The organism is Pedobacter sp. SYP-B3415, assembly GCF_004138205.1.
Taxonomy (GTDB): Bacteria; Bacteroidota; Bacteroidia; order Sphingobacteriales; family Sphingobacteriaceae; genus Pedobacter.
Genome location: NZ_RXNQ01000008.1, coordinates 67,409 through 91,683, shown reverse-complemented (window position 1 = coordinate 91,683; position 24,275 = coordinate 67,409). Strand labels below are relative to the sequence as shown.

Annotated in this window: 19 protein-coding genes; 8 read left to right on the top strand and 11 right to left on the bottom strand. The window is 48.1% G+C overall.

The window, feature by feature from the left end:
• Positions 1–78 precede the first annotated feature (78 nt).
• Positions 79–237 carry a hypothetical protein gene (locus tag EJV45_RS19420; protein WP_165304984.1) on the bottom strand — a complete coding sequence of 53 codons (159 nt, stop codon included), beginning with the start codon at positions 235–237 and terminating at the stop codon, positions 79–81.
• Between the two features lie 83 nt (positions 238–320).
• Between EJV45_RS19420 and EJV45_RS05280 the strand changes: the two genes are divergently transcribed.
• The 3 genes from EJV45_RS05280 (at position 321) to EJV45_RS05270 (ending at position 7,650) form a co-directional block, all read left to right on the top strand.
• On the top strand, positions 321–2,150 hold the full coding sequence (locus tag EJV45_RS05280) for a DNA polymerase III subunit gamma/tau (protein ID WP_129714613.1): 1,830 nt from the start codon (positions 321–323) through the stop codon (positions 2,148–2,150).
• Positions 2,151–2,488: 338 nt separating this feature from the next.
• Positions 2,489–5,737, top strand: a complete 3,249-nt coding sequence (locus EJV45_RS05275; RefSeq protein WP_129714612.1) for a TonB-dependent receptor — start codon at positions 2,489–2,491, stop codon at positions 5,735–5,737.
• Positions 5,738–5,763: 26 nt separating this feature from the next.
• Positions 5,764–7,650, top strand: coding sequence for a RagB/SusD family nutrient uptake outer membrane protein (locus EJV45_RS05270; RefSeq protein ID WP_129714611.1), 1,887 nt, complete (start codon positions 5,764–5,766; stop codon positions 7,648–7,650).
• A gap of 180 nt (positions 7,651–7,830) precedes the next feature.
• Here EJV45_RS05270 and lepB read toward each other — a convergent pair whose 3' ends face one another.
• The 5 genes from lepB to EJV45_RS05245 are packed head-to-tail and all read right to left on the bottom strand — an operon-like array spanning position 7,831 to position 12,185.
• Entirely contained in the window at positions 7,831–9,024 is a 1,194-nt protein-coding gene (gene lepB / locus EJV45_RS05265; RefSeq protein WP_129714610.1) for a signal peptidase I, read from the bottom strand.
• Between the two features lie 9 nt (positions 9,025–9,033).
• Complete coding sequence (gene dapB, locus EJV45_RS05260) at positions 9,034–9,783, bottom strand: 4-hydroxy-tetrahydrodipicolinate reductase (protein WP_129714609.1); 750 nt, start codon at positions 9,781–9,783, stop codon at positions 9,034–9,036.
• The gene (locus EJV45_RS05255; protein WP_129714608.1) at positions 9,780–10,472 is read right to left on the bottom strand and encodes a DUF5683 domain-containing protein; all 693 of its coding nucleotides are present in this window, start codon (positions 10,470–10,472) and stop codon (positions 9,780–9,782) included. The genes dapB and EJV45_RS05255 overlap by 4 nt, the downstream gene beginning before the upstream one ends.
• Positions 10,472–11,380, bottom strand: coding sequence for a ParB/RepB/Spo0J family partition protein (locus EJV45_RS05250; protein WP_129714607.1), 909 nt, complete (start codon positions 11,378–11,380; stop codon positions 10,472–10,474). The genes EJV45_RS05255 and EJV45_RS05250 overlap by 1 nt, the downstream gene beginning before the upstream one ends.
• Before the next feature lies 1 nt (position 11,381).
• Positions 11,382–12,185, bottom strand: coding sequence for a ParA family protein (locus EJV45_RS05245; RefSeq protein ID WP_129714606.1), 804 nt, complete (start codon positions 12,183–12,185; stop codon positions 11,382–11,384).
• Between the two features lie 201 nt (positions 12,186–12,386).
• Between EJV45_RS05245 and EJV45_RS05240 the strand changes: the two genes are divergently transcribed.
• Positions 12,387–12,908 carry an NADPH-dependent FMN reductase gene (locus EJV45_RS05240; protein ID WP_129714605.1) on the top strand — a complete coding sequence of 174 codons (522 nt, stop codon included), beginning with the start codon at positions 12,387–12,389 and terminating at the stop codon, positions 12,906–12,908.
• Here EJV45_RS05240 and EJV45_RS05235 read toward each other — a convergent pair.
• Both EJV45_RS05235 and EJV45_RS05230 read right to left on the bottom strand, forming a co-directional pair.
• On the bottom strand, positions 12,905–14,002 hold the full coding sequence (locus tag EJV45_RS05235) for a DUF2891 domain-containing protein (RefSeq protein WP_129714604.1): 1,098 nt from the start codon (positions 14,000–14,002) through the stop codon (positions 12,905–12,907). The two genes, EJV45_RS05240 and EJV45_RS05235, sit on opposite strands and share 4 nt — an antisense overlap.
• On the bottom strand, positions 14,002–14,457 hold the full coding sequence (locus EJV45_RS05230) for a hypothetical protein (RefSeq protein ID WP_129714603.1): 456 nt from the start codon (positions 14,455–14,457) through the stop codon (positions 14,002–14,004). Before EJV45_RS05230 ends, EJV45_RS05235 begins: the two co-directional genes overlap by 1 nt.
• A 45-nt stretch (positions 14,458–14,502) precedes the next feature.
• Here EJV45_RS05230 and EJV45_RS05225 point away from each other — a divergent pair, with 45 nt between their 5' ends.
• The gene (locus EJV45_RS05225; protein ID WP_129714602.1) at positions 14,503–16,137 is read left to right on the top strand and encodes an ABC transporter substrate-binding protein; all 1,635 of its coding nucleotides are present in this window, start codon (positions 14,503–14,505) and stop codon (positions 16,135–16,137) included.
• Positions 16,138–16,199: 62 nt separating this feature from the next.
• Here EJV45_RS05225 and EJV45_RS05220 read toward each other — a convergent pair whose 3' ends face one another.
• The 3 genes from EJV45_RS05220 to EJV45_RS05210 all read right to left on the bottom strand — a co-directional run bounded on the left by EJV45_RS05220 (position 16,200) and on the right by EJV45_RS05210 (position 22,171).
• Entirely contained in the window at positions 16,200–18,638 is a 2,439-nt protein-coding gene (locus EJV45_RS05220; RefSeq protein WP_129714601.1) for a TonB-dependent receptor domain-containing protein, read from the bottom strand.
• A gap of 187 nt (positions 18,639–18,825) precedes the next feature.
• Positions 18,826–21,621 (bottom strand): leucine--tRNA ligase, encoded by a 2,796-nt coding sequence (leuS, locus tag EJV45_RS05215; RefSeq protein ID WP_129714600.1) that lies wholly within the window; start codon positions 21,619–21,621, stop codon positions 18,826–18,828.
• A gap of 130 nt (positions 21,622–21,751) precedes the next feature.
• Positions 21,752–22,171 carry a hypothetical protein gene (locus EJV45_RS05210; protein ID WP_129714599.1) on the bottom strand — a complete coding sequence of 140 codons (420 nt, stop codon included), beginning with the start codon at positions 22,169–22,171 and terminating at the stop codon, positions 21,752–21,754.
• A gap of 180 nt (positions 22,172–22,351) precedes the next feature.
• On the opposite strand from EJV45_RS05210, the gene EJV45_RS05205 reads away from it, so the two are divergent.
• From EJV45_RS05205 to EJV45_RS05195, 3 genes are read left to right on the top strand one after another with little or no spacing between them, the layout of a single operon-like run.
• Complete coding sequence (locus EJV45_RS05205) at positions 22,352–23,230, top strand: ABC transporter permease (protein ID WP_129714598.1); 879 nt, start codon at positions 22,352–22,354, stop codon at positions 23,228–23,230.
• The gene (locus EJV45_RS05200) at positions 23,230–23,454 is read left to right on the top strand and encodes a DUF3098 domain-containing protein (RefSeq protein ID WP_129714597.1); all 225 of its coding nucleotides are present in this window, start codon (positions 23,230–23,232) and stop codon (positions 23,452–23,454) included. The genes EJV45_RS05205 and EJV45_RS05200 overlap by 1 nt, the downstream gene beginning before the upstream one ends.
• A 9-nt stretch (positions 23,455–23,463) precedes the next feature.
• Positions 23,464–24,258 (top strand): undecaprenyl-diphosphate phosphatase, encoded by a 795-nt coding sequence (locus tag EJV45_RS05195; RefSeq protein WP_129714596.1) that lies wholly within the window; start codon positions 23,464–23,466, stop codon positions 24,256–24,258.
• Positions 24,259–24,275: the final 17 nt, after the last annotated feature.

Below are 24,275 nucleotides of genomic sequence, written 5' to 3'. Positions count from 1 at the left end.
TCCTTTGAATAGTAGGTAAATCTTAACAGCAAAAAAGTAAAAATACCCAATACTGGGTAGCGGTAAAGTACCTGGAGATCAGGGCACAATTGTCCGGGTCCGCCCACGGTCATCATCCCCGAACCTTTTCCAGGCTACGTTCGGCAGGTATTTTTTGCCGGGGTCGAAAGCTGTCCCATCATGAGCCTTGTCCAGGTAACAATTCGTGCTGTTTACCAGGTAGAAGGTATTGCGCATTCGGATTTTAAACCTGATGATTCCGGCGCATCGGGTGCAAAAAAACTATTCATGTACTGCCGGAAATTGACTATTTTCGCACAATGGAAAATTTCATCGTCTCGGCCCGGAAGTACCGCCCAGCAACCTTTGAAACGGTTGTTGGTCAGCAGCACATTACCGGGACGCTGAAAAACGCCATCAGGAATAATCAGCTTGCCCAGGCATTTCTTTTCTGTGGTCCGCGGGGGGTTGGCAAGACAACCTGTGCGCGGATTCTTGCCAAGACGATTAACTGCAGTACGCCCGGACCGGATATGGAAGCATGCGGCACCTGCGACAATTGCCTGTCCTTTCAAAATGGTCATTCGTTCAATATACACGAACTTGATGCTGCTTCGAACAACTCTGTCGAAGACATCCGGAGCCTGATAGAACAGGTACGCATTCCGCCGCAAGCAGGAAAATTCAAAATCTACATCATTGATGAGGTGCACATGCTCTCGCAAAGTGCCTTCAATGCATTTCTTAAGACACTGGAGGAACCGCCGTCTTATGCCATTTTTATCCTGGCGACAACAGAGAAACATAAGATTTTGCCCACAATCTTGTCCCGTTGTCAGATCTTTGACTTTAACAGAATTCAGGTTGAAGATATTTCCGGCCACCTGGCAAAGATAGCTGACCGGGAATCAATCGGGTATGAGCCAGATGGCCTGCACATTATTGCGCAGAAGGCAGATGGCGGGCTCCGTGATGCCTTGTCCATGTTTGACCAGATTGCCAGTTACTCGGGAAAAAACATCACATACCGGGCTGTCATTGACAACCTGAACATTCTGGACTACGACTATTTTTTCAGGCTGACAGATAACCTGACTGCCGGCAAGGTCAGCGAGACGCTGCTGCTGTTTGATGATGTTCTGAACAACGGCTTTGACGGCAACAATTTTATCAACGGGCTTGCTTCGCATTTTCGCAACCTGCTTGTGGGGAAAGATCCTGCTACGCTGAAGTTGCTCGAGGTGAGCAATAACATCCGGCAAAAATATCTTGAACAGGCGCGGCAAACCGAATTATCATTTTTACTTACGGCACTCAACCTGGCCAACCAGTGCGATCTGAACTACAAAAGCAGTAAAAACCAGCGGCTGCAGGTAGAGCTGGCACTGATCAAAATGTGTCACATCAGAAATGTAGTTCAGCTGGCGCAGCAGCCGTCTTCAGGATCATTACAAGCAACTGACGCAGGTCAGGATAAAAAAAAAACTGATCTGATTTCCGCGGTGCAGTCACCGCCGTCACCGTATAAAGAGCCGGCTCCTGGCCCACCGGTTGTTGCGCAGGAACCGCGACCCGAACCGGTATCTGAGGAAAGCTCCCGGCCAACCACTTCACCTGTTACAGCAACCGCTTCTGCTGCTCCTGCCGCCGGAAGCATACGTATCACACCTCCTGCAAAAGATCAGCATATTCCTAGTCTGATCCCTTCGCTGACCGACCTGGAACGCGTGGCCAGCGGAGAGGAAAATGACGAGCCCAAAAAGATAACAGGCGAAGCCAGGCAGCCTTTTACATACGAGACCCTGCTCGGTCTGTGGAACCAGTATGCAGAAAAGCTCAAAGCTGCAGGCAAGATCAATGTATTTACATTGATGACCGCCAACGCGCCGGTCTTAAAAACGCCTGAACACATTGTTGTGCTCACCGAGAATAAAATCCAGGAGCACCTGTTACAGGCAGAGTCTGTTGAATTGCTGAACCACCTGCGTCAGACACTGCAAAATTACGGTATTGACATTTCCCATCAGCAGACTGAAAGAAAACAGATCAAGCGGCTTTATACAAACACTGAAAAGTATGCTTATCTGGTTGAAAAGAACCCAAAACTCGACGAAATGCGCCGGCGTTTCAATCTTGATGTCACCCCATAAGCTGCTCTCTTTCAACAGTCGTTGAAAATATTTATCAGAAAATATTTGTCTTTTTGACAATTATTCGCAAAGTTGCTGATACAAACGCCGGCAAGCCTGGCAATACACGCGCCTCTCAACGGAAAATGCGATTACTGTCAGCTCTCAGGCCGAAGACAGCGGCAAACGAATACCAAATATCTACCCCTATGAGTCAACAAACTACCTGTCTTAGCGCGCTGCGCGATTTTGAATCTGCCATCAGCTTTCCGAACCTGCATCCTCCAACGTGCATAGGCACTTCATTCCTGCGGTGCCGATAACCCCCAGAACCTTTACCAAACCTAAACCTATACAACATGAGAAACACAAGTGCGACAGGATGGGGAATCCCCCTCCTCCTGCTGCTGCTGTGCCTTGGCGGTGTGCAACCGGCAGTTTTGGCGCAACAGAAAAGCGTAAGCGGAAAAGTGACCAATAGCAAAAATGAAGTCTTGCCGGGGGTGACCGTACTGCTGAAATCAAACAAACAAAACGGGACAGTCACAGATGCCGGCGGACTATTTAAGATAAATGCCGCACCTGGTGATGTCCTGGTGTTCACCTTTGTAGGCTTCAAAACAAAGGAGGTGCCTGTGGGCGCAGAGGCCGGAATCACGGTAACTCTGGATGAAGAGACCGGAAATCTGCAGGACGTTGTCGTAGTAGGCTACGGCGTACAGAAAAAAGCGGTGGTGTCGGGCGCCATTGCATCTGTAAAAGGCGAAGAGTTAACCAAATCGCCCACAGTTAACCTGTCGAACAGTCTCGGCGGGCGCATGGCTGGCGTTACGGCTGTACAATCAAGCGGTCAGCCGGGTTATGATGGTTCGGCCATCCGCATCCGCGGAGTAAATTCGCTTGGCAACAGCGATGCGCTAATCGTTATTGACGGTGTTCCGAACCGGGCCGGCGGCCTCCAGCGACTTAATCCGGCAGACGTAGAAAGCGTTTCGGTGCTAAAAGACGCTTCAGCAGCGATTTATGGATCGCGCGCAGCAAATGGTGTTATCCTGATTACCACCAGGCAGGGAAAAACGGGCAAACCACGGGTATCTTACGATTACAATTATGGCTGGCAGCAGCCTACGCGAACACCTGAAATGTCTGATGCCCGGCAGTACGCAGAAATTCGCAACGAACTCACCATTTTTGATAATCTGCCTGCCAACCTATGGTCGGCTGCGAACCAGGCTTTCAAAAACAGCGGCAGTTTTACACGCCCCGACAATGGCAGTACCGTGACCGCCGTCTTTAATAACGATGCCCTGAATAAATTCAGTAACGGTTCAGATCCACTCCGGTACCCAAATACCGACTGGTTTGGAACCACTTTAAAAAACTGGTCTCCGCAGCAGCGGCATGTACTCCAGGTAAACGGCGGTTCTGAAAGCGTAAAATATCTGGCTTCGCTTGGCTACCTGGATCAGGACGGATATTACCGGAACTCAGCGACGGGCTATAAACAATACGACCTGCGTATTAACCTGGAAGCCAAAGTAAACGAGTATATCACTGCCAGGCTTGGACTCACCGGTCGTGAAGAAGGAAGGGATTTCCCCACCGTAGCAGCTGCCGATATCTTCAGAATGCTGATGCGCGGAAAGCCTACTGAAATTGAAGTATGGCCGGATGGCCGTCCCGGACCGGATATCGAATATGGTCAGAATCCCTATGTAATCACAACAGGTCTGACCGGCTATGACCGGGACACACGCGATTACCTCCAGACAAACGGTACTGTAGAGCTACGAATTCCGGGTGTGGAAGGTCTGAAAGTAACCGGTATGGCTGCGGTCGATAAGTTTTTCGGAAAAAATAAAACGTGGCAAACACCCTGGACACTGTACAACTGGGACGGTGAGTCGTTTGAAGCAGACGGTGTAACACCTGTGCTTACCGGTACGATCAGGTCTCCGTTCACCGATCCGCGTCTTACAGAACGGTCATCAGATCAGCTCGACATTAACCTGACAGCCATGGTTAACTATGACCGGACCTTTAATGCCCATACGCTGAACCTCATGGCCGGTGTACAAAGTGAAAGGGTTACGGGCTCAGGCTTTGCGGCCTTCAGGCGCTATTTCGTATCATCGGCGATCGATCAGTTTCTGGCCGGTGGACAAGCTGAGCAGAATGTAGGCAATTTCGATCTGAACACTATTAATAACAATGGTGACCCGACAGCGCTGCTATTTAAACGGGCAAGGCTCAGTTACTATGGTCGTGCCGGCTACAATTACAAGGAAAAATACCTTGCAGAGTTTCTGTGGCGGGTAGACGGCTCTTATATTTTTCCGCCAAAGAGCCGCTTCGGATTTTTTCCCGGCGTGTCTGGCGGCTGGCGTATCTCTGAGGAGCCTTTTTTCAACGAGAACATCAAGTGGATAAATAACTTTAAACTCCGGGCCTCTTTCGGACAGATGGGTGCTGAAGCTTACCTTCCTGGCGGGACCACGCTCGCAGAGTATCAGTTTCTGAGCACCCTTGGGTTTGGCAGCTACATCTTTGGCGACCAGCTTACCCAAAGCCTTTTTGAAACCAGGCTGGCAAATGGCGAGTTTACGTGGGAAAGGGCCAGCAATACCAATATCGGTTTTGACGCGGGTCTGTTTGACAATAGATTAAGCCTGGAGTTTGATTATTTCTACAACCAGCGCGATAACATCCTCATCCCGCGCAGCGGCTCTATACCCGGAAGTTCAGGCATCACAAACAAGCTGCCGCCGGTAAATTTGGGCCGAGTAAACAATAAGGGCTTCGATTTCAAAATCAGTTATGCTGATAAGATAGGCGAATTCAGCTACAACATCAGCCTGAACGGCGGCTATTCGCGAAATAAAATCCTTTTCTGGGATGAGACTCCCGGCGCGCCCGAATGGCAGCAATCTACAGGCCGGCCAATCAACACCTTCCTGATCTATGAATATGACGGTGTGTTTGCCTCGCAGGCGGAGGTTGATGCGAACAGGATAGACTACAGCGCCATCACGGCAACGCTCAGGCCGGGCGACATGCGCTTCCGCGATGTAAATGGCGACGGAAAAATAAATGGCGATGACCAGACCAGACTGGATAAATCAAACATCCCCACATTAACCGGCGGCCTGAATCTCAACCTGGCATGGAAAGGCTTTGATGCAACCATTTTGTTTCAGGGTGCTGCAGGGGCTTTGCAATACATGGGTCAGACCGAATCGGGCGATATCGGAAACTTTCTGCGCTGGTCTTATGATAACCGCTGGACCATCGACAATCCAAGCAGTACGGACCCGCGTCTTGCCAACCGCGGCAATACCTATTATACGAACATGAGCATTGCCGGGAATAACAGTTACTGGGCAAGAAACAGCGACTATCTGCGTCTGAAAAATGTGGAAATAGGATACACACTGCCCGGAAACTTTGGAAGTAAACTCGGCATAACGAACCTCCGCTTTTTCGTAAGCGGGCTGAACCTGATCACGTTTGACAAAATGAAGATCTGGGATCCCGAGTCTACAAGTGCAAACGGACAGTATTATCCGCAGGGACGAATTATCAATACAGGGTTAAGCCTTGGCTTTTAACAGTATCTCACCGAAATAAGAAGAATATGAAAACGATTATAAAACACATAGCCGGTGCGCTGCTCGTGGCCATCACGTGTATCCAGATCTCCTGCCGCAAAGACATGCTTGACGTCCCTCCGCCAGATCAGGTAGATGCAGAAGAAGTCTGGAGAGATCCGGCGCTGGCCGAAGCCTTCGTTAACGAAATTTACAACGGACTCGTTAATGGTGGTTTCTTTGAGCAAATGCTCGCCTCTGTAAGTGATGAGGCTGTCTTTACGCATACCGGACGAAACATCAACGTAGTTAACGAGGGCAGCCTGAGCGCCACCTCTAACGGCTGGGTAGATGCTACATGGGCCTACAATGATATGTATAACCGGATCCGGTCCTGTAACATGACTATTGAACGGTTGGGAAATGCATCATCGCCAATAAGCAGCCAGACCGTAAAAGACCGGCTTATGGGACAGGCTTATTTTTTGCGGGCCTATTTTTACCACCAACTGGTCAGATACTATGGTGCGGTGCCCCTGGTTTCGAAAACATACAATCTTGACGAAAACTATACGGTAAAGAGGAATACATTCGAAGAATGTGTTGCATTTATACTGGCAGACTGTGAGAAGGCGATCACATTGCTTAAAGATATGCCTCCGGTAAAGGGACGTAGTTCGTCATTGGCCGCCATGGCATTGAAATCACGCATCTTGCTTTATGCGGCGAGCGATCTGCATCATATGCCCACTGCTTCAGGCAAATCCTCATTGATCGCAGGATACGGAAATCCGGAATACCTGGGTTTCCAGGGTGGCGATCGCATAGCCCGCTGGACCGCTGCGCGTGATGCTGCAAAAGCCATTCTCGATATGGGCACAGGTTACAAGATGGACCTCGCCGCACCCGTCAGTGCTGAAGAAGGCAAAACAAACTATCTGAGCATTTCAATGGGCGGCGGCAGCACGGGGGCCGGCGTAGACGTTACTGCAGGTTCAGACATCATTTTCGGCAGGTATTTCATTGCACAAAAGCAGGAAGACGGAAATTTCGTCGGTCGCAACAACGGGCCAAACGGGTATCACAACTGGGCAGGCAATACACCTATCGGCTTGCTGGTCGATGATTACGAGATGGCAGACGGCACCCCGTTCAGTTGGGCAAATCCTGTGCATAAGACATCACCCTATACCAACCGCGACCCGCGATTTTATGCAACTGTGTTATATGACGGTGCTCCCTGGAAACCGCGCGACAAGATATCGGGTGGTGTTGATCCGGCTAACCAGATACAAACCGGTCAATATGATTTATTAAGTGGTGGAAACACGATAAACTTTAACGGACTGGATACCCGCAGCAGCAGCATCGAAGACTGGAATGGTAGTCGTACAGGCTATTACATGCGCAAGTTTATAGACCCTAATAACGATCTTGTCGATGCTACGATGAGACAATACGTGCCCTGGCCGTTTTTCCGCTATACCGAGATCGTCATGAATTATATTGAAGCAAGCATTGAACTGAACGATCTGGCTAATGCAGCCCTGTGGTTAAACCGGATCCGGTTCAGGGCAGGAATGCCGGCCATTGTGCCTTCGTCGCAAAACCAGATGCGCACCGCTTACAGACACGAAAGACGTATTGAATTGGTCTACGAGGAACACCGCTACCATGACACCCGTCGCTGGATGATTGCGCCGGAAACAATAGGCAGGAAACTAACTTTCGTTAACGTGCGGGGTAAATTCAAACCGGGAAAAACGATGAGTGCTCCATACCGGCACGATGAGACTGTATATGACTATACGTATACGCCCGTTACCGATATGACCCACGAAAACCGTACATGGACAGACAAGATGTATTTCAGACCGATGAGCCGCGATGAATTGAACCGCAACAATCAATTGAAGCAAAACCCGGGTTATTAGGGACTACTATAAAAAGAGCGGCCGTGCATGTGATGCACGGCCGCTCTTTTTATAAGATATAAGGAGCTACAAGTCTGTTTAATCCCGAAACGATGAGGACAGACCTCGACTCCTGCAAAGTTGGTAACTTTCGTAAAGTTACCAACTTTAAGTTAAAAAATACACCTTTTCTAGAAATTTTTAGTGAATTCCTTTCAACAGCCTGTTCCACCTGATCTTGTTCAGTAAACTGCCATTGCTATCAAAACTCATCCAGATAAAGAGGGCCTTGCCGACAACGTGGTCTTCAGGAACAAAACCCCAGTAACGTGAGTCAAGGGAGGAATGCCGGTTGTCGCCCATCATCCAGTAGTAGTCCATTTTAAACGTATACTTGTCTGCCTTTGAACCGTTGATAAACCATTCATTTCCTTTTTGCTCCAATTTATTACCCTCATAGATCTCGATGGCCCGTTTGTACAGTGGCATCGAAGCGCTGTCCAGCGTAACCGTCCAACCTTTCTTAGGAACAATGATTGGCCCGAAATTGTCGAGGTTCCACTTCCTGTTGGGGTCATGAGGAAATATTGAACGGTCGAAAATGCCGGGTTTTTCTGTAAACAGCATAACTGAACGGACGAAATCAAGCTTCTTAAGTTCTGTAAGGATTTCAGCGCTGGTTTTGATCTGGTAAACCTGGTCTGATACCTGCGCAATGTCTTCGGTTCTTACACCGAGATTTCTGATCAGATCCAGATTTATATCTGACGTAGTGAAATTGACTGTATAAGTCATTTGCCCGGTATTTTTCAGGGGCTCGGCTTTTCCGTTTACATAGGCAACTCCATTACGCATGCTGATCGAATCGCCGGCAATGGCAATGCAGCGTTTGATGTAGTTTTCACGCTTATCTACCGGGCGGTCAAGGATGGTGTACTGGCTTCGCAGCTCTTCCCGTGAGGAAGTAAGTAAAAGCTGGTAGTAGTCCGCATCCTGAGCTTCTTTCAGCACGGTATCGCCTTCGGGAAAATTGAAAACGACCACATCATTATTTTTGATTTTTGATAATCCGGGGAGTCTTCTGTATTTCCATTGCACGCCATCCCAATAGGCCTTGGTGCCTGTAAGCGGCATGGTATGATGCGCAAACGGAAAAGCAATCGGCGTCATCGGGATGCGTGCACCGTAATTGACTTTGCTTACAAAAAGGAAATCGCCTATAAGCAGTGACCGCTCCATAGAGCCGGTAGGGATCGTATATGCTTCTATAAAAAAGACGCGGATAATGGTTGCCGCTACAACAGCAAAAATGATCGCGTCGGTCCATTCGCGGGCCTTTGTCTTCTTTTTCTTTGGTTTACCGGCCGTATCTTTCTGCCAGAATTTTAGCTTCATTGTATTTATTTAGCTGTTTTTGTTGAAATCAAACACGTCGCTGACGCTGAAAAAACCTTGTTTGTTTTGCAGCCATTCTGCCGCCACCACCGCACCAAGGGCGAAACCCGCCCGGCTATGAGCCGTATGTTTAAACTCGATATCGTCAACTTCAGAGCTGTACAGAACGGTATGTGTTCCGGGAACCTGCTCAATTCGAAGCGACTCGATAAGAAGTTGCTCCGGCTGAGAGACAATATCAGTTTCAGCGGCAGCCAGTACATTTACCCATTCATCTTTACGGTCCAGATTTTCAATAATACCTTCGGCAATTGTAATCGCTGTGCCGCTTGGCGCATCCAGTTTCTGGGTATGGTGAATTTCTTCAACCTGAACATCATACACAGGATATTTATTCATCAGGCGTGCCAATACTTTGTTCACGTGGAAAAACAGGTTAACACCAATACTGAAGTTTGACCCCCATAACAAAGATTTGTTACCCGACATGCAATCATTTTTTACTTCCTGGAGTTTACCATACCACCCTGTAGTGCCCACCACCACCGGAACATTGGCATCAAAACACTGATAAATGTTGGGAATAACAGCATCAGGTGTACTGAAATCGATAGCAACATCTGCCTGTTGCAGGTTCCTTTTCGTCATCTCTTCGCCGTTCTGATCATGGATCTTCAGGACAACTTCATGGCCACGTTCAAGGGCAAACCTTTCAATGATCTGACCCATTTTGCCGTAGCCCAGTAGTGCTATCTTCATAATTTAAGCGTAACTTTTAAACCGGGTGCAAAGCTGTACCCGTAGAGTTGGTTTGTTGGTATGATGGCGGGCCTGAAACCGATCTGCAGGTTCTGGTCTACATCAAAATAATTAAGTCTTGCTGACACATAGGTATCAATCAGGTTGGCTGCATAGGTGATCACATAAGAGAAATAAATGATCTCCCGGTTTCGCTCAAACAGATCCCGTCCGTTGAAAAGTTCCTGCTGCGGAAACCGGGAATACGGTCCTCCAACACTTGCCTGGTTATTATTTGCAGCCCTGTATCTAAGCTCGGCGATCACATCATCATATTTCCTGTTGTTGTCTATCAATGCGATCGTCAACAGCGTTCCGGCTACATAGATGCCCGCAGTTTTACCAAGCGTAAGGCCTTTTTCCCAGAACCTGGCGGTCTTGCGACCGTTGGAATCAGTCTTATTGACCAGGTAGCTGTAATTTCTGAGCTGCCCCCATCCGGGAATGATCGCAGACCTGATCACTGCCTTGCGGGCAGCTACCTTACCGGGATTGATGTATTTCGATTTGAGCGTATCGTTTTGCTGGCGGCTGCTTCGGGTTTCGGGCCGGGCTGGTTCCTGGCGTCTGGCCGAATCGCGAACGCTCTGCGCAGCCGCCGGAAGGCAGCTGCAAATGCTTAGAAACAAAACGATCAGAACTTTGCTCATTACCAGTCCAGTAATTCGAGAATGCGATTCAGGTCATCATCAGATACGAAGGGAATTTCGATCGAGCCCTTACCTTTTTCGCCTACTTTAAGTTTAACTTTCGTAGCAAATTTAGAGGCCAGATCGTCCTGCAGTTTCTGATACTGAAATGATGGAGCGGCTTTGGTTTTCTCTGTTGCCGTCCGTACCGGCATGTGGTTGATATCACGAACAAGTTCTTCTACCCGTCTCACAGACAGTCCTTTGTCAAGTATCTCCTGATGAAGGTAAAGCTGTTTATCTACGCCATTGACATTGATCAGTGCACGTGCATGACCCATCGATATGCGCTGGTCGCGGATGGAAGCCTGGATAGCGGGCGGAAGTTTGAGCAGCCTCAGGTAATTTGTTACCGTGCTTCGGTTTTTGCCCACCCTGTCGCCGAGCTGTTCCTGTTTCAGGCTGCATTCGTCAATCATCCGCTGAAAGCTTAGCGCCACCTCAATGGCGTTCAGGTTCTCACGCTGGATGTTTTCAATCAAGGCCATTTCCAGCATCTGCTGATCATTCGCACCCCTTATATAGGCTGGAATTTCTGTAAAACCGGCCATTTTGGAGGCTCGGAAACGACGCTCCCCTGATATAAGCTGATATTTCCCGCCGGCTCCCTTTCTTACGGTGATTGGCTGGATCAGGCCCTGAACCCGGATTGAATCGGCAAGTTCATTGAGCGCAACCTGATCAAATTCGGTGCGGGGCTGAAATGGATTGGTTTCTATATCGGCAAGTTTTACCTGGCTGATGTTTCCCACCTGCACAGTTTCACTGACAGGACTTGTTGCCTGTTTTGACGGATGTACACTTTCAGAATCGTCAAGAAGCGCACTTAGTCCCTTTCCTAATCCTGTTTTTCGCTGAAAAGATGTCATCTTAGATACTTGCAGTTTTAACGTCCTCGGCCTCGGCAATCAACCCGTTCTTTTTTACAATCTCCCGTGCCAGGTTCAGGTAATTGATGGCGCCCTTACAATTGGCATCATGCATAATTACAGATACACCATAACTCGGAGCTTCACTTAAACGCGTATTCCGCTGAATAATTGTTTCAAAAACCAGGTCCTGGAAGTGTGTTTTTACCTCTTCAACCACCTGGTTTGACAGGCGAAGGCGCACATCATACATGGTGAGCAGAATTCCTTCGATCTGTAATTCAGGATTCAGCCTGTTTTGCACGATTTTGATCGTATTCAGCAGTTTGCCCAGACCTTCCAACGCGAAATACTCGCATTGAACAGGAATAATTACCGAATCGGCAGCAGTAAGTGCATTGATAGTGATCAGACCGAGGGATGGGGAACAGTCTATGATGATAAAATCGTAATCGCCCTTTACTTTTTCAAGCACGGCTTTCATTTTATATTCACGACCGGTCAGGTTGATCATCTCGATTTCAGCACCTACGAGGTCGATGTGCGCGGGCAGGAGATCAAGGTTTGGGGTATCGGTTTTCTGAATAGCATCAGCGGGATCTATATCGTTGATGATGCATTCATAAATACTGTTTTTTATACTTCTCGGGTCGAAACCGATGCCCGATGTTGAGTTAGCCTGCGGGTCGGCGTCGACCAGCAGCGTCTTATATTCCAGAACGGCGAGGCTAGCAGCTAAATTGATGGACGATGTGGTCTTCCCCACGCCGCCTTTCTGGTTTGCCAATGCAATGATTTTACTCATCTATCTCCTTAAATTTACTTTACAATTACCGGGTATCTGACCCATGGACCTTAAACTCGTCAAAAAGTCCTATTTTTACACCGTTTTAAGGCTTCCAAGAGCGTTTTTTGGTCTTTTTTTCAATCAGCTAAGATACGAACTTATGGGCAATAACCCTACTCAACGGCCCAGTCTTTTGCACATGTTACTAACAATCGCAGCATGATCACGATCCTATCCGGAACGAACCGCCCCGGCAGCAACAGCCTCAAAGTTGCACAGTATTATCAGCGCATCCTTGAACAGCGCGGCATGGAAACACGCCTGCTGAGCATGGAGGCTTTGCCTGCCGATCTCATCGCTACTGATCTGTACGGAAAGCGCTCCGCTGCCTTTCAGCCAATCCAGGACCTCGTGTCTGCAACTTCAAAATTTTTATTCGTTGTTCCTGAATACAATGGCAGTTTTCCGGGGGTTCTCAAAACGTTTATAGATGCCTGCACCTTTCCTTCCAGCTTTTATGACAAGAAAGCCGCACTTGTCGGATTGTCTTCAGGCAAGTATGGAAACATACGGGGGGTTGAGCATTTTGCGGGCATCTGCAGTTACCTGCACCTTCACACACTGCCATTGCGGATACACATTCCGCATATTCGCGAAGAGCTGAACGAGGCCGGCGACTTTTTCAAAGAGGATACTGTAAAATTTACAAACCAGCAGATCGAGCGGTTTATTGCCTTCTAGAACGTCTGCTTCCGCGGATCTTCCAGGGCATACACAGCAAATGACGCCAGCCAATGGTCTCCGCCATAATTTCCTTTGAAAACCAGTGGCAACGCATTGGCGAGAAACTTTTGTGCCGCCAGATTAAATCTGCTCTTTAGCGGATGCCCTGCAGGAAGCCGGGCCGCAATGCCCTTCATGCACCAGGCCCGCGTAAATGACAGACCAACGAGGTGAACGATTTGATAATCATTGATATCGCTGATAACCGGCAGGCTGGTAATCCGCGCCAGGCCTTTCTGATCGTAATATTTGTCAAGCCAGTTTACAAATGCCTTTGCAGGCAATACACGTCTCATCAGGTCTGCAGCCTGGAGGCTCGGAGAAAAAAAATCCGATCCGTCTGGCTCTAGGTGTGCCGGAATAAGGGTATTGTCTGCATAAAACGCCCTGGCTTTTTCCGTTATCGCACGCGCAAATGCTGTATCGCCGGTGGTTCTGGCCCAGTCGAGCGCAAAGACGAGTCCGAAGGCCGTATTCGGGTGTACACCTGTTCTGTTCGGGTAGGTTTGTTTTGGAAGATAGGCCTTCCACAACTGGACGATCTTTTCTGTGAGCGGCAGGAGCGCCGTTCTCCAGCGGCGCGCTTCGGGCGTGTTCCAGGTATAAAGTTCTTCATCAAGTTTCAGCAGCCAGGCCCAGCCATAGGTGCGCTCGTAGGTGCCTGCGCCTTCGTACTTTCCGAAATAAGCGGCTTCTTCCTGCATTTTCTTTGCATCGAAACTCCTGTTCAGCGCCTTTATAATTTCGTTACGGTTGGCAAGCGTGGGCTGCGTTTTGAGCAACCGCAACAGCATCCAGTGTCCGTGAACGGAACTGTGCCAGTCAAAACAGCCGTAGAAGGCCGGGTGCAGCTCGCTGGGCTGAAGTTTTGCGTCGGCTTCGCCACCTGCTACATGCGAGGTTTTATTCGGATACTCGCGGAATATACATTCCAGCGGCTTTTGCGACAGTTTTGCTGCCACATCTGCTGTCATTTCTGATTGTGCCTGTATATCTGCCGCACAGCAGAAGACCAACGCGGGTAACAGGGCATATCGCAGAATTTTATGCATTACAGTTCGAATCGTATCCATTTACTTCCTTCTTTTCCAAAAACGAAATGCCCGGGGTGGATCATTTCGGCAAGATCTTCGATCAGTTCGACAAGTCCTTCGGCGCGGTCCCAACGGTACTCGTCAAGATTTAAGAGAATAAGCCTGTTATTTGCAACGGCGGGCCATTCAGGCTGGAGCATAACCGGAACCTCGCGCATCAGCGCCGTCAGGTCGCGGTTTTCCTGCTGATAGATCAGGTAGACAGCTCCGTCTGGAATCGGCTCAAGAAAAGCGCCTGCAAACTGCAGAACTTCAGAAAGGATATAGACCGGCGCATTGGTCGTATCAAGAAGACAAACCGGTACCATATCCATAAATTTGATCTTGTGGGCAACAAGGTCGGCACGTTCCTGCAATTCTTCAGATAACTGCGGATCTTCTACCCTGCTGAGCGCGGCTGCTAAAAAAGACATATCAAATTTTTGTTATTTTGTGCAAAATTAGCATTCCCCTCAATCATGCGCAGCTTTATCAGGAATATATTTTGGCTTTTATCTGTCTGTTCAAGTTTTTCCTGCGCAGAACATGATAAAGATGATAAACGTACCGTGTTCAGCATTAACCTGGATCAGAATCTGACCTCTCTTGACCCCGCATTTGCGCGTAACCAGAATGCCGTGTGGATGACCAATCAGGTGTTCAATGGCCTTGTACAAGTTGACAGCAACCTGCAAACGGTTCCCTGTATTGCCAAAACCTGGGAGGTTTCGCCCGACGGCTTATTGTATACATTCCATCTGCGAAATGATGTCTATTTTCATGACGACCCCCTCTTCAAATCGGGCAAAGGCCGTAAGGTCGTAGCTGCCGATTTTGCCTACAGTTTTTACCGGCTCATTGACCCAAAGGTAGCCTCATCCGGCGGATGGATCTTTAACGACAAGGTAAAAGACAGAGCTGGCTTTATAGCGGTAAATGACACAACTTTTCAGATCAGGCTCCAGAAACCATTTCCACCGTTTATGAGTCTGCTAACCGCTCAGTACTGCTCAGTTGTTCCACACGAGGTTGTCGACCATTACGGAAAAAACTTCAGAAGTCATCCCGTAGGCACGGGCCCGTTCAGATTTAAATACTGGAAAGAAGACGAGGTGCTTGTGCTGGTTAAAAACGACCATTACTGGGAGAGGAACGGCGCACAGCGACTTCCGTACCTTGATGCGGTGAAGGCTACCTTTATCAGCGACAAACAAAGCGCTTTCATGAATTTTCTGAAAAAAAATCTCGATTTTTTTTACAGCGTTGATGGCAGCTATCGAGATGATATCCTGACAAAAAGCGGGCGCATGACCAGTAAATACAAGGGAAAATTCAGCCTTAGAAAAAGCCCGTACCTGTGTACGGAATACATGGGCATTCTTGTCGATGAAAGCCTTCCTTTAGTAAGGAATTCGCCGCTGCGTTTAAAAAAAATACGTCAGGCCATCAATTACGCTATTGACCGCCGCAAGCTGATCAAATACCTGCGTAACAGCGTTGGCATACCGGCAACGTCAGGTTTTATTCCTAAAGGCATGCCGGGTTTCGACAGCGTGGCTGTTCAGGGCTATAGCTACAACCCTGAGCGGGCAGAGCGGCTGTTGGCTGAGGCAGGGTTCCCGAACGGCAAAGGACTGCCGGAAATTACGCTAAGCACAGCCACCAGTTACAAAGATGTAAGTGAGTTTGTTCAAGGCGAACTTGCAGCCGTAGGGATCAGGGCGCGGGTTGATGTGAGTCCGCCGGCCAGCCTGCGCGATCTGATGTCAAAAAACGGGGTGGGATTTTTCCGGGCCTCATGGATCTGTGACTATCCTGATGGAGAAAACTACCTCTCTATGTTTTATTCGAAAAATAAGGTCCCCAACGGCCCGAACTATACAGCTTTTTACAACAAGGACTTTGACCGCCTTTTTGAGCAAAGCTACTACGAGACCGACAACGAAAAGCGATACGAGCTTTACCGCAAAATGGACCGTATGATCATTGAACATGCGCCGGTCGTACCTGTATTTTACGAGGAAAGCGTTGTCATGCTGCAGAACAACATCAGCGGCTACGCTATGAATGGCCTGAGCCTGATGACACTTAAAACCGTAAAAAAGAAGCGTTAGACCTTCAGGTAAAAAAAAGACCACAAACCCGAAGGCTTGTGGTCTTTTTTTGAGCAGGCCGATTACCGGTTTGTGCCGCCGCCCATGCCGCCTACACCCCCGGCGCCCTGGTCGCCTTGTTTGAGGTCGTCATTTTTGATCGATTTTTTCTGGGTGAACTTCAGTTTACCAAAGTTGTAGCTGAAGTTCAGACCGAATGACCGCAGCGGATAATAAATATCCTGGCTTTGAACAGAAACCGCTGTCGTGTTCACAGTCTTGATATTCAGATCCCTGTTGAACGGATTCAGTACATTGATGCCGATCGAGGCTTTCTTATTGAGTATCTCCTTTTTCACCGCGGCACCGTAGAAGTACATGGCATCAGTCTTTCCCTGGAAAGTACGGCGTGGTGAGTTCAGCACACCCCACACTTCAGTGCTCCAGCCTTTATTCAGGGCATAAGCTGAACGTGCAAAAATGTTGTAGTTCAGGAAAGTTCCCGTATTTACGCCTGTTACCTGGTTGTTTACTTCGTAGGTATTCAATGCAATATTAGACATCAGCGTCCACTTTGGTTTTGGATTGTATGATCCAAATAAGTTAAGACCATATGACGGGCTGCGGCCAATATTCGCATATGTAGTCAGGTTTCTTGTTATGCCGTTTTCTGTAATTGGCGAAATGATACTTTCGATAATGTCGCCGGTAGTACGGTAGAACAGGGAAGCGTTGATCACCGAACCTTTGATGAAAGTATTGTAACCAACTTCGAAGTTATCACTTAACTCAGGGTTCAGCGCGGGGTTACCACGCATGATATTGAACTGATCGCTTCTGTTTTCAAATGGGTTCAGATAGAACAGACTCGGGCGTTGCAGACGACGGTTGTAACTGACTTTGATCGTGCTCATCCCCTTTAAGGTTTGAGAAAGCACCACACTCGGGAACAGGTTGAAATAATCGTTTTTGATCGTTGGGTTTGCGCCCGAGGTTGCACCGATGTCAGTGTACTCTGCGCGCAGGCCTGCTTTTGCCGTCACCTTTTTACCAACCGGGAAAGTGACAACGCCATAGGCCGATGCAACATCCTGGCTATAATCAAAATTCCTGCTTGGATCATCGAGGATATCACTGATAATGGTTCTGAAAATCCCTTTTGCACCAGCTTCAAGAATCACTTTTTTACTAAACGGATAAGTATAATCAATCTGACCGGTGTACTCGTTATTTTTACCGCGGTTATTGCCGGTTGTAATTACATCCGGCACGCCTGGAACGACAAGTCTGTTTGCAAAATCTGTCGGGTTGCGTCCAAAGGTAGCCTGCCCTGACACCACGAGTTCTTCACCCTCGCGTTTGCTGGTTTTGCGGTAGTCCATGGTCCAGTCCAGGTTATTGAAGCCCATGTCCATATCGCTGGTGTTGCGTGTCAGGACCTGGTTTAAAAGGATATCAGAACTTCCCGGGCCACCATTGCTGAAACTGCTTACTTTGACATTCGTGCTTACGTTATGGTAGTTATTGATATCGTAATCCAAACCGGCGGTACCGTTTAATCCTTTGCGGGTCCAGTTTGATAAGCCGGTAGACTGGATCGTGGAAAGTCCGCCGGCAGTCTGTGTCTGGTTGAATGAAAGAACTTTTGACTCCTGCGGGTAAGCGTAGATCCCGCCAACATTGCTTGTAAAGCCCAGACGACCGCTTTTGGCATTCAGGCTGACATTACCATTGTTCTGCCTTGTACCTGCACTGGCGTTTACGCTCCCGCTAATACCCTGCGCATTGTTTTTCTTGGTGATGATGTTGATGATACCGCCCGAACCTTCAGCGTCATACTTTGCAGAGGGGCTTGTAATCACCTCCACGCTTTTGATCTGCTCTGCAGGGATCATTTTCAGCGCGTCGGCTACGCTGTTAGCCATTGTGCCGGAGGGCTTTCCGTTGATCAGCACACGTACCGCGCCGCCGCGTAACTGAACATTTCCGCTGGCGTCTACAGACAACATCGGTACTTTTCTCATCACATCTGTCGCATCGCCGCCTGCATTGGTAATGTCTGCCTCAGCATTGTAAACCATGCGATCGACTTTGTTTTCGATCATAGCTTTCTGACCCACAACTGTAACATCTTTAAGGCTGTTTGCTGAAGGCGCAAGAATAACATTTCCGATATTATTGTCGGGTTTTTCGGGGGTCGTCTTAACCAGTACGGTCTTGGTATTGTAACCCATAAAACCGATAGCCAGCTTGTAGCTGTCGGGCGCTACGTTCTGCAGAACAATGCGGCCCTTTTCGTCGGTTACGCCGCCGTTTACCGATTTATTGTCTGATACTTTTAAAAGTGTCACGGTGGCATAGTCGATCGGTTTACGGCTTACCGAGTCGATTATAGTTGCTACGATTCTTCCTGTTACTGAGGCTTTTTTGGCCCCGCCGCCAAGGGCGCCACCCATAGGGAACTGGGCGCGTGCTGCGACAAAAAGCGTTAGAAAAAATACGGAGAGTAGAATTCGTTTCATTATAAATTTTATTAGTTGTTGGTTTGTATTAGTCTGCGCAAGATGGGTTTTGTTACAGGACCTGAAAACAGATTTTTAGTGAATGCAGGCCCCCTCCCGGTAAACCGGCGGATTTCGCCGGTGAATTTTCAGCGAAAAAGAAAGGCTGCCGTTTTCGCGGCAGCCTGATCATGTATGCATCCTTACATCAGACGACAATATTGACAATTTTGCCCTTCACAAAGATGATCTTTTTGTGGGGCCGCCCTTCCAGGTATTTCTGCACCTGTTCGTTCCCAAGCACAGTTTCCTCTACCTGCTGCGGGTTCAGATCGAGCGCAATATCGAGGTTCATCTTCATTTTACCGTTCACAGAGATCGGATAGCTGAACGAAGCTTCCTGCAGGAAAGCAGGATTAAAGACCGGATATGGCTCGTGCGAAAGCGTACCGGCTTCGTTACCCAGCAGAAGCCACAGCTCCTCGCATATATGCGGTGCATATGGCGAGAGAATGACGACCAGATCCTGCAATACCGCCCGTTTGTTACATTTCAGATCAGTCAGTTCATTCACCGCAATCATGAAGCTGGACACGGAAGTGTTGAATGAAAACCTGTCAATATCTTCCTGAACTTTTTTGATGATCTTGTGCAGGGCTTTCAGTTCAGCAGGAACAGGGGCAGCGTCTGACACCTGGAAATTCCAGTTTTCATCATGAAACAGGCGCCAGAATTTGCGCAGGAACTTGAATACACCTTCAATACCGTTTGTATTCCATGGCTTGCTCTGTTCAAGCGGGCCAAGGAACATCTCATACATCCGTAATGTATCGGCACCGTAGCGCTCAATAAGATCATCAGGATTCACGACATTGTACTTGGATTTAGACATTTTTTCTATCTCTACTCCGCATACATATCTGCCATCTTCCAGGATAAATTCTGCCGTGGCAAAATCCTCACGCCAGGCCCGGAAGCGTTCGATATCCAGCACATCATTGTTTACAATATTGACATCAACATGAATAGCCGATGTCTGGTATTCATTTTTTAAGCCTGCAGATACAAATGTGTTTGTGCCGCGACCATCGGCGTCAACGATGCGGTAAACGAAGTTGCTGCGGCCCTGGATCATGCCTTGATTGATCAGTTTTTTAAACGGCTCTTCTTCCCCTACGTGCCCAAGGTCTTTTAAAAACTTGTTCCAGAACCGGCTATACAGCAGGTGGCCTGTGGCATGTTCAGAACCCCCGATATAGAGATCTACATCTTTCCAGTAGCTGATCGCATCGCGCGAAGCGAAAGCTCCGGTGTTTTGAGCATCCATATACCGGTACCAGTACCAGCTTGAGCCCGCCCAGCCCGGCATGGTGCTGAGTTCATATTCCAGGCTACCCTGGTGTTTCCAGTCTGCGGCGCGGCCCAGTGGCGGCTCGCCCGTTTCGGTTGGCAGGTATTTATCTATCTCAGGCAATACAAGCGGCAATTCCTCTTCTGCAAGTAAGTATGGTAATCCATTATTGAAGTAGACAGGAATCGGTTCGCCCCAATAGCGCTGCCGACCAAAGATCGCATCGCGCATGCGGTAATTAATTTTTGCTTTGCCAAGCTCTTTTTCTTCCAGCCAGCTGTTCAGATGCGACACGGCATCTTTATAAGACATTCCGTTTATCATGCCGGAGTTCACATAACTTCCCTCCTTGGTCGGATCTGCCTGAATATCAAGATCCTCCTGTGCATCCAGAACGCGTACGATCGGCAGATTAAAATGTGTTGCGAACAACCAGTCGCGCTGGTCTCCGCTTGGTACACCCATCACCGCGCCCGTGCCGTAACCGGCAAGCACATAATCTGCGATCCATACAGGCACTTTCTCGCCATTCACCGGATTGATGGCATAACTTCCTGTAAAAGCTCCGGATACGGTTTTCGTATCGGCCATGCGGTCGAGCTCTGATTTTTTCTTTGTACGGCTTATATAAGCCTCCACTTCTTCCCGCTGCGCGGTGGTGGTGATGGCCGGCACGAGCTCGTGTTCGGGGGCAAGTACCAGATAAGAAACACCATAGATGGTATCTACACGCGTGGTAAAGACTTCAATGGCGGGATGTGAAGGAACAGGAATCTCCAGCACAAACTTTACGCTGGCGCCCGTGCTTTTACCAATCCAGTTTCGCTGCATTTCCTTCACAGGCTCGGGCCAGTCGATCGTATCCAGCCCCTGAAGCAGGCGCTCGGCATAGGCCGTAATACGCATGCTCCACTGCATCATTTTTTTCTGTTCAACAGGGTAACCGCCACGCTCAGAAAAACCATCTTTGACCTCATCGTTAGCCAGGACCGTTCCCAATGCCGCGCACCAGTTTACTGTGCTCTCGCGAAGATAGGTAAGCCTGTACTTAAGCAGTTCTTCCTGTTTTTCTTCCTGGCTGAAAGCAGCCCAGTCTGTTGGCAGAAACTTCCTGGTATCTTCATCACAAACCGCCCTGACACCGGCAGATCCGGCCGAATTAAACCTCTCGATCAGAGTTGTAATGTCTTCAGCGCGGTCAGTTTCCAGATTGTACCAGGAATTAAATAATTGCATAAAGATCCACTGGGTCCATTTATAATAACCCGGATCGCTGGTGCGCACTTCGCGGCTCCAATCGAAAGAAAAGCCGAGCCGGTCCAGCTGCCTCCTGTAAGTGGCAATGTTCGCTTCTGTGGTGATGGCAGGATGCTGTCCCGTCTGGATCGCATACTGTTCGGCCGGCAGGCCAAAAGAGTCATACCCCATCGGGTGCAGCACATTGAAGCCTTTAAGCCTTTTATAGCGTGAAAAGATATCTGATGCGATGTAACCCAGCGGATGACCGACGTGGAGACCGGCTCCTGAAGGATACGGAAACATGTCCAGTACATAATACTTGGGTTTGGAAGCATCTTCGGTAACGCGAAAGGTCTGTTTATCAGCCCAGAACTGCTGCCACCGTTGTTCGATATCTTTAAATTGGTAATCCATGTAGAAGTCTTCGTTTTTAAGCTGGCGAAAATACGCAAATTACGCTGCTTTGGAAAACGGGAGCCACCATCAAAAAAAAGCGCTGCCCGGAAAGATCCCGGCAGCGCCTGCAAATAGAGGGAATTGGAAATTAACGCTTAAGATAAAAAGTCTGTGTCTCTGTCTGGCCACCCGAGTTTTTCATTGTTCCGGTAAATTGAAAGCGGGTTTCAGAAATATTGTCCAGCTTTGCAGACAGCAGGCCAAAAGAGTAACGAAGATCAAAACTGTTGTCGATATTTACCGTCCAGGTGCCGATAGTGCGGTCGCCATCAAGGCTTTGTTCAAAGTCATCATCATCGTTCTCACGGAAATCTATATAATCGCCTGGAGCGTTATAGGTTTCTGTAACAGGTGCCTGGCCCGAAATTGTACGGGTTACCTTTTCGACCTGCCACTTTCCGAACATCTTGTGTCTAAGCGGTTGTTCGGCGAATTCTTCCTTTTTACAGGAAGAAAAGGCGGTCAGGATCAATGCAAAAAATGCGATCAGCGTAAGTGTTTTTTTCATGGTAGGTGAGTTGTTTCCATATTTAAACGAAATTAGTACCAAATTCGTACAGGCATCCCGTCAGGCAGCATGCACCGCTGGATTTTTCTTATTTATACTGCCGCCGCCAGGGTAAATAAAGCGGCTATTTTTGCGCTTTAATGGTTATAATTTATAATTTCGCAAAAAGAACACACGTAAATGGAAGAATTTGAAGTAAGTGACGCATCGAAAAAAACGAAGACGATCTATATTTCCACCATTTTCAGTATTGCCCTGGTTCTGCTGATGCTGGGCGCACTCGGTCTGATCCTTGTTCATGCAAAGAATCTTTCCAACTACGTGAAAGAGAATATCGTACTGAATATTATCGTCGACGAGGGTGCGAAGGAAGCCGATGTGCTTCAGTTTCAGAAAGAACTTAACGGCAATCAGGCGGTTAAACAGACGCAATACGTAAACAAAGAACTGGCTGCACGAAACCTGACCCAGGACCTTGGTGAGGATTTTGTAAATTTTCTTGGTTATAATCCACTCCTTTCAACCGTCGATGTCTACATGAAGGCCGAATACGCCAATACACAGGGCATAGAAAAACTTAAAAAGAACATCCAGAACAACCCGCTTGTAAAGGAGGTCATTTACCAGAGTTCCCTTATTGATATGGTAAATAAGAATGTCAATGCGATCGGACTGGTTATCCTTGGTTTTGCCGTCATTCTCCTTGTTATTGCGGTAGCGCTGATCAACAATACCATCCGCCTGGCTATCTATTCACAGCGCTTTCTTATTAAAAGCATGCAGCTGGTTGGTGCCACAAAAAACTTTATCCGCAAGCCGTTTATGCTGTATGCATCTCTGCACGGTCTGTTGTCAGCATTCATTGCGATCATCATCCTGCTGGCCATGTTGTTCTATGCACAAAAAGAAATCCCTGAAATTGTCATTCTGCGCAACTATACCGAGTTTGGCATCGTTTTCCTTGCACTGATCGTTATCGGTATATTCATTACCGGGATCAGCACCTATTTTGCAGTAAGCAGGTACCTGCGTTTAAAAATTTACGATCTTTACAGATAATGGCAGAGAAAAAACAAACAACCGCAACAAAAGAAACCGGTAGCGAACTGGTTTTTACAAAGAAAAACTATCAGCTGCTGCTGATCAGTATCGCAATCGTTGCCGTTGGCTTCATACTGATGATGGGCACCACAGATATTTATGATACCAGAAAGACGCTCATCGCTCCGCTGGTTGTCCTCTTTGGTTTTGGTTTCGGCATTTACGCTGTGCTAAAAAAATAGGCACATCTGATGAACTATCTTGAAGCATTTATCCTCGCGGTTATCGAGGGTCTTACCGAGTTTTTGCCTGTATCTTCCACCGGACACATGGCTATCGCGTCTGCGCTTATGGGAATCGGCAATGATGATTTTGTAAAACTTTTTGAGGTTGCCATTCAGCTGGGCGCAATTCTGGCTGTCGTTGTTATCTACTGGAAGAAATTTTTCAACTTCAGCGACTGGAAGTTTTATCTCAAACTCCTTATCGCGGTTATTCCCGCTCTTGTATTTGGCTTCCTGCTGAATGATTTTATTGACAACACCCTCGGCAATCCGGTTTTTATTGCGACCGTCTTGTTTGCAGGTGGTGTTCTGCTGTTGTTTATCGACCGTTGGTTTAAAAAACCTGAAATAACTGATGAACGCGCTATCAGCAATGGAATGGCATTAAAAATTGGATTTTTCCAGGTTCTCGCTGTCGTATTTCCGGGCCTGAGCCGCAGTGCAGCAACCATTATCGGTGGCATGAGCCAGAAGCTCAGTAAAGCCGCCGCGGCAGAATTTTCGTTCTTCCTGGCAGTACCAACTATGTGCGCTGCTACGGGATACAAACTGCTGAAAGGTTATCACCTGCTGAACGCAGAAAACATCAAGCTGCTGCTGGTCGGCAATGTCATAGCCTTTATCGTGGCCATTATTGCGATCAAATCATTTATCAGTTTTCTGACAAAACACGGGTTCCGCGTTTTTGGCTGGTACCGGATCATTCTCGGCATTGTTATCCTGGTGCTCTTTCTTTCCGGTTACCATATAGATGTAAATTAATACCTACCTTTGCGCAA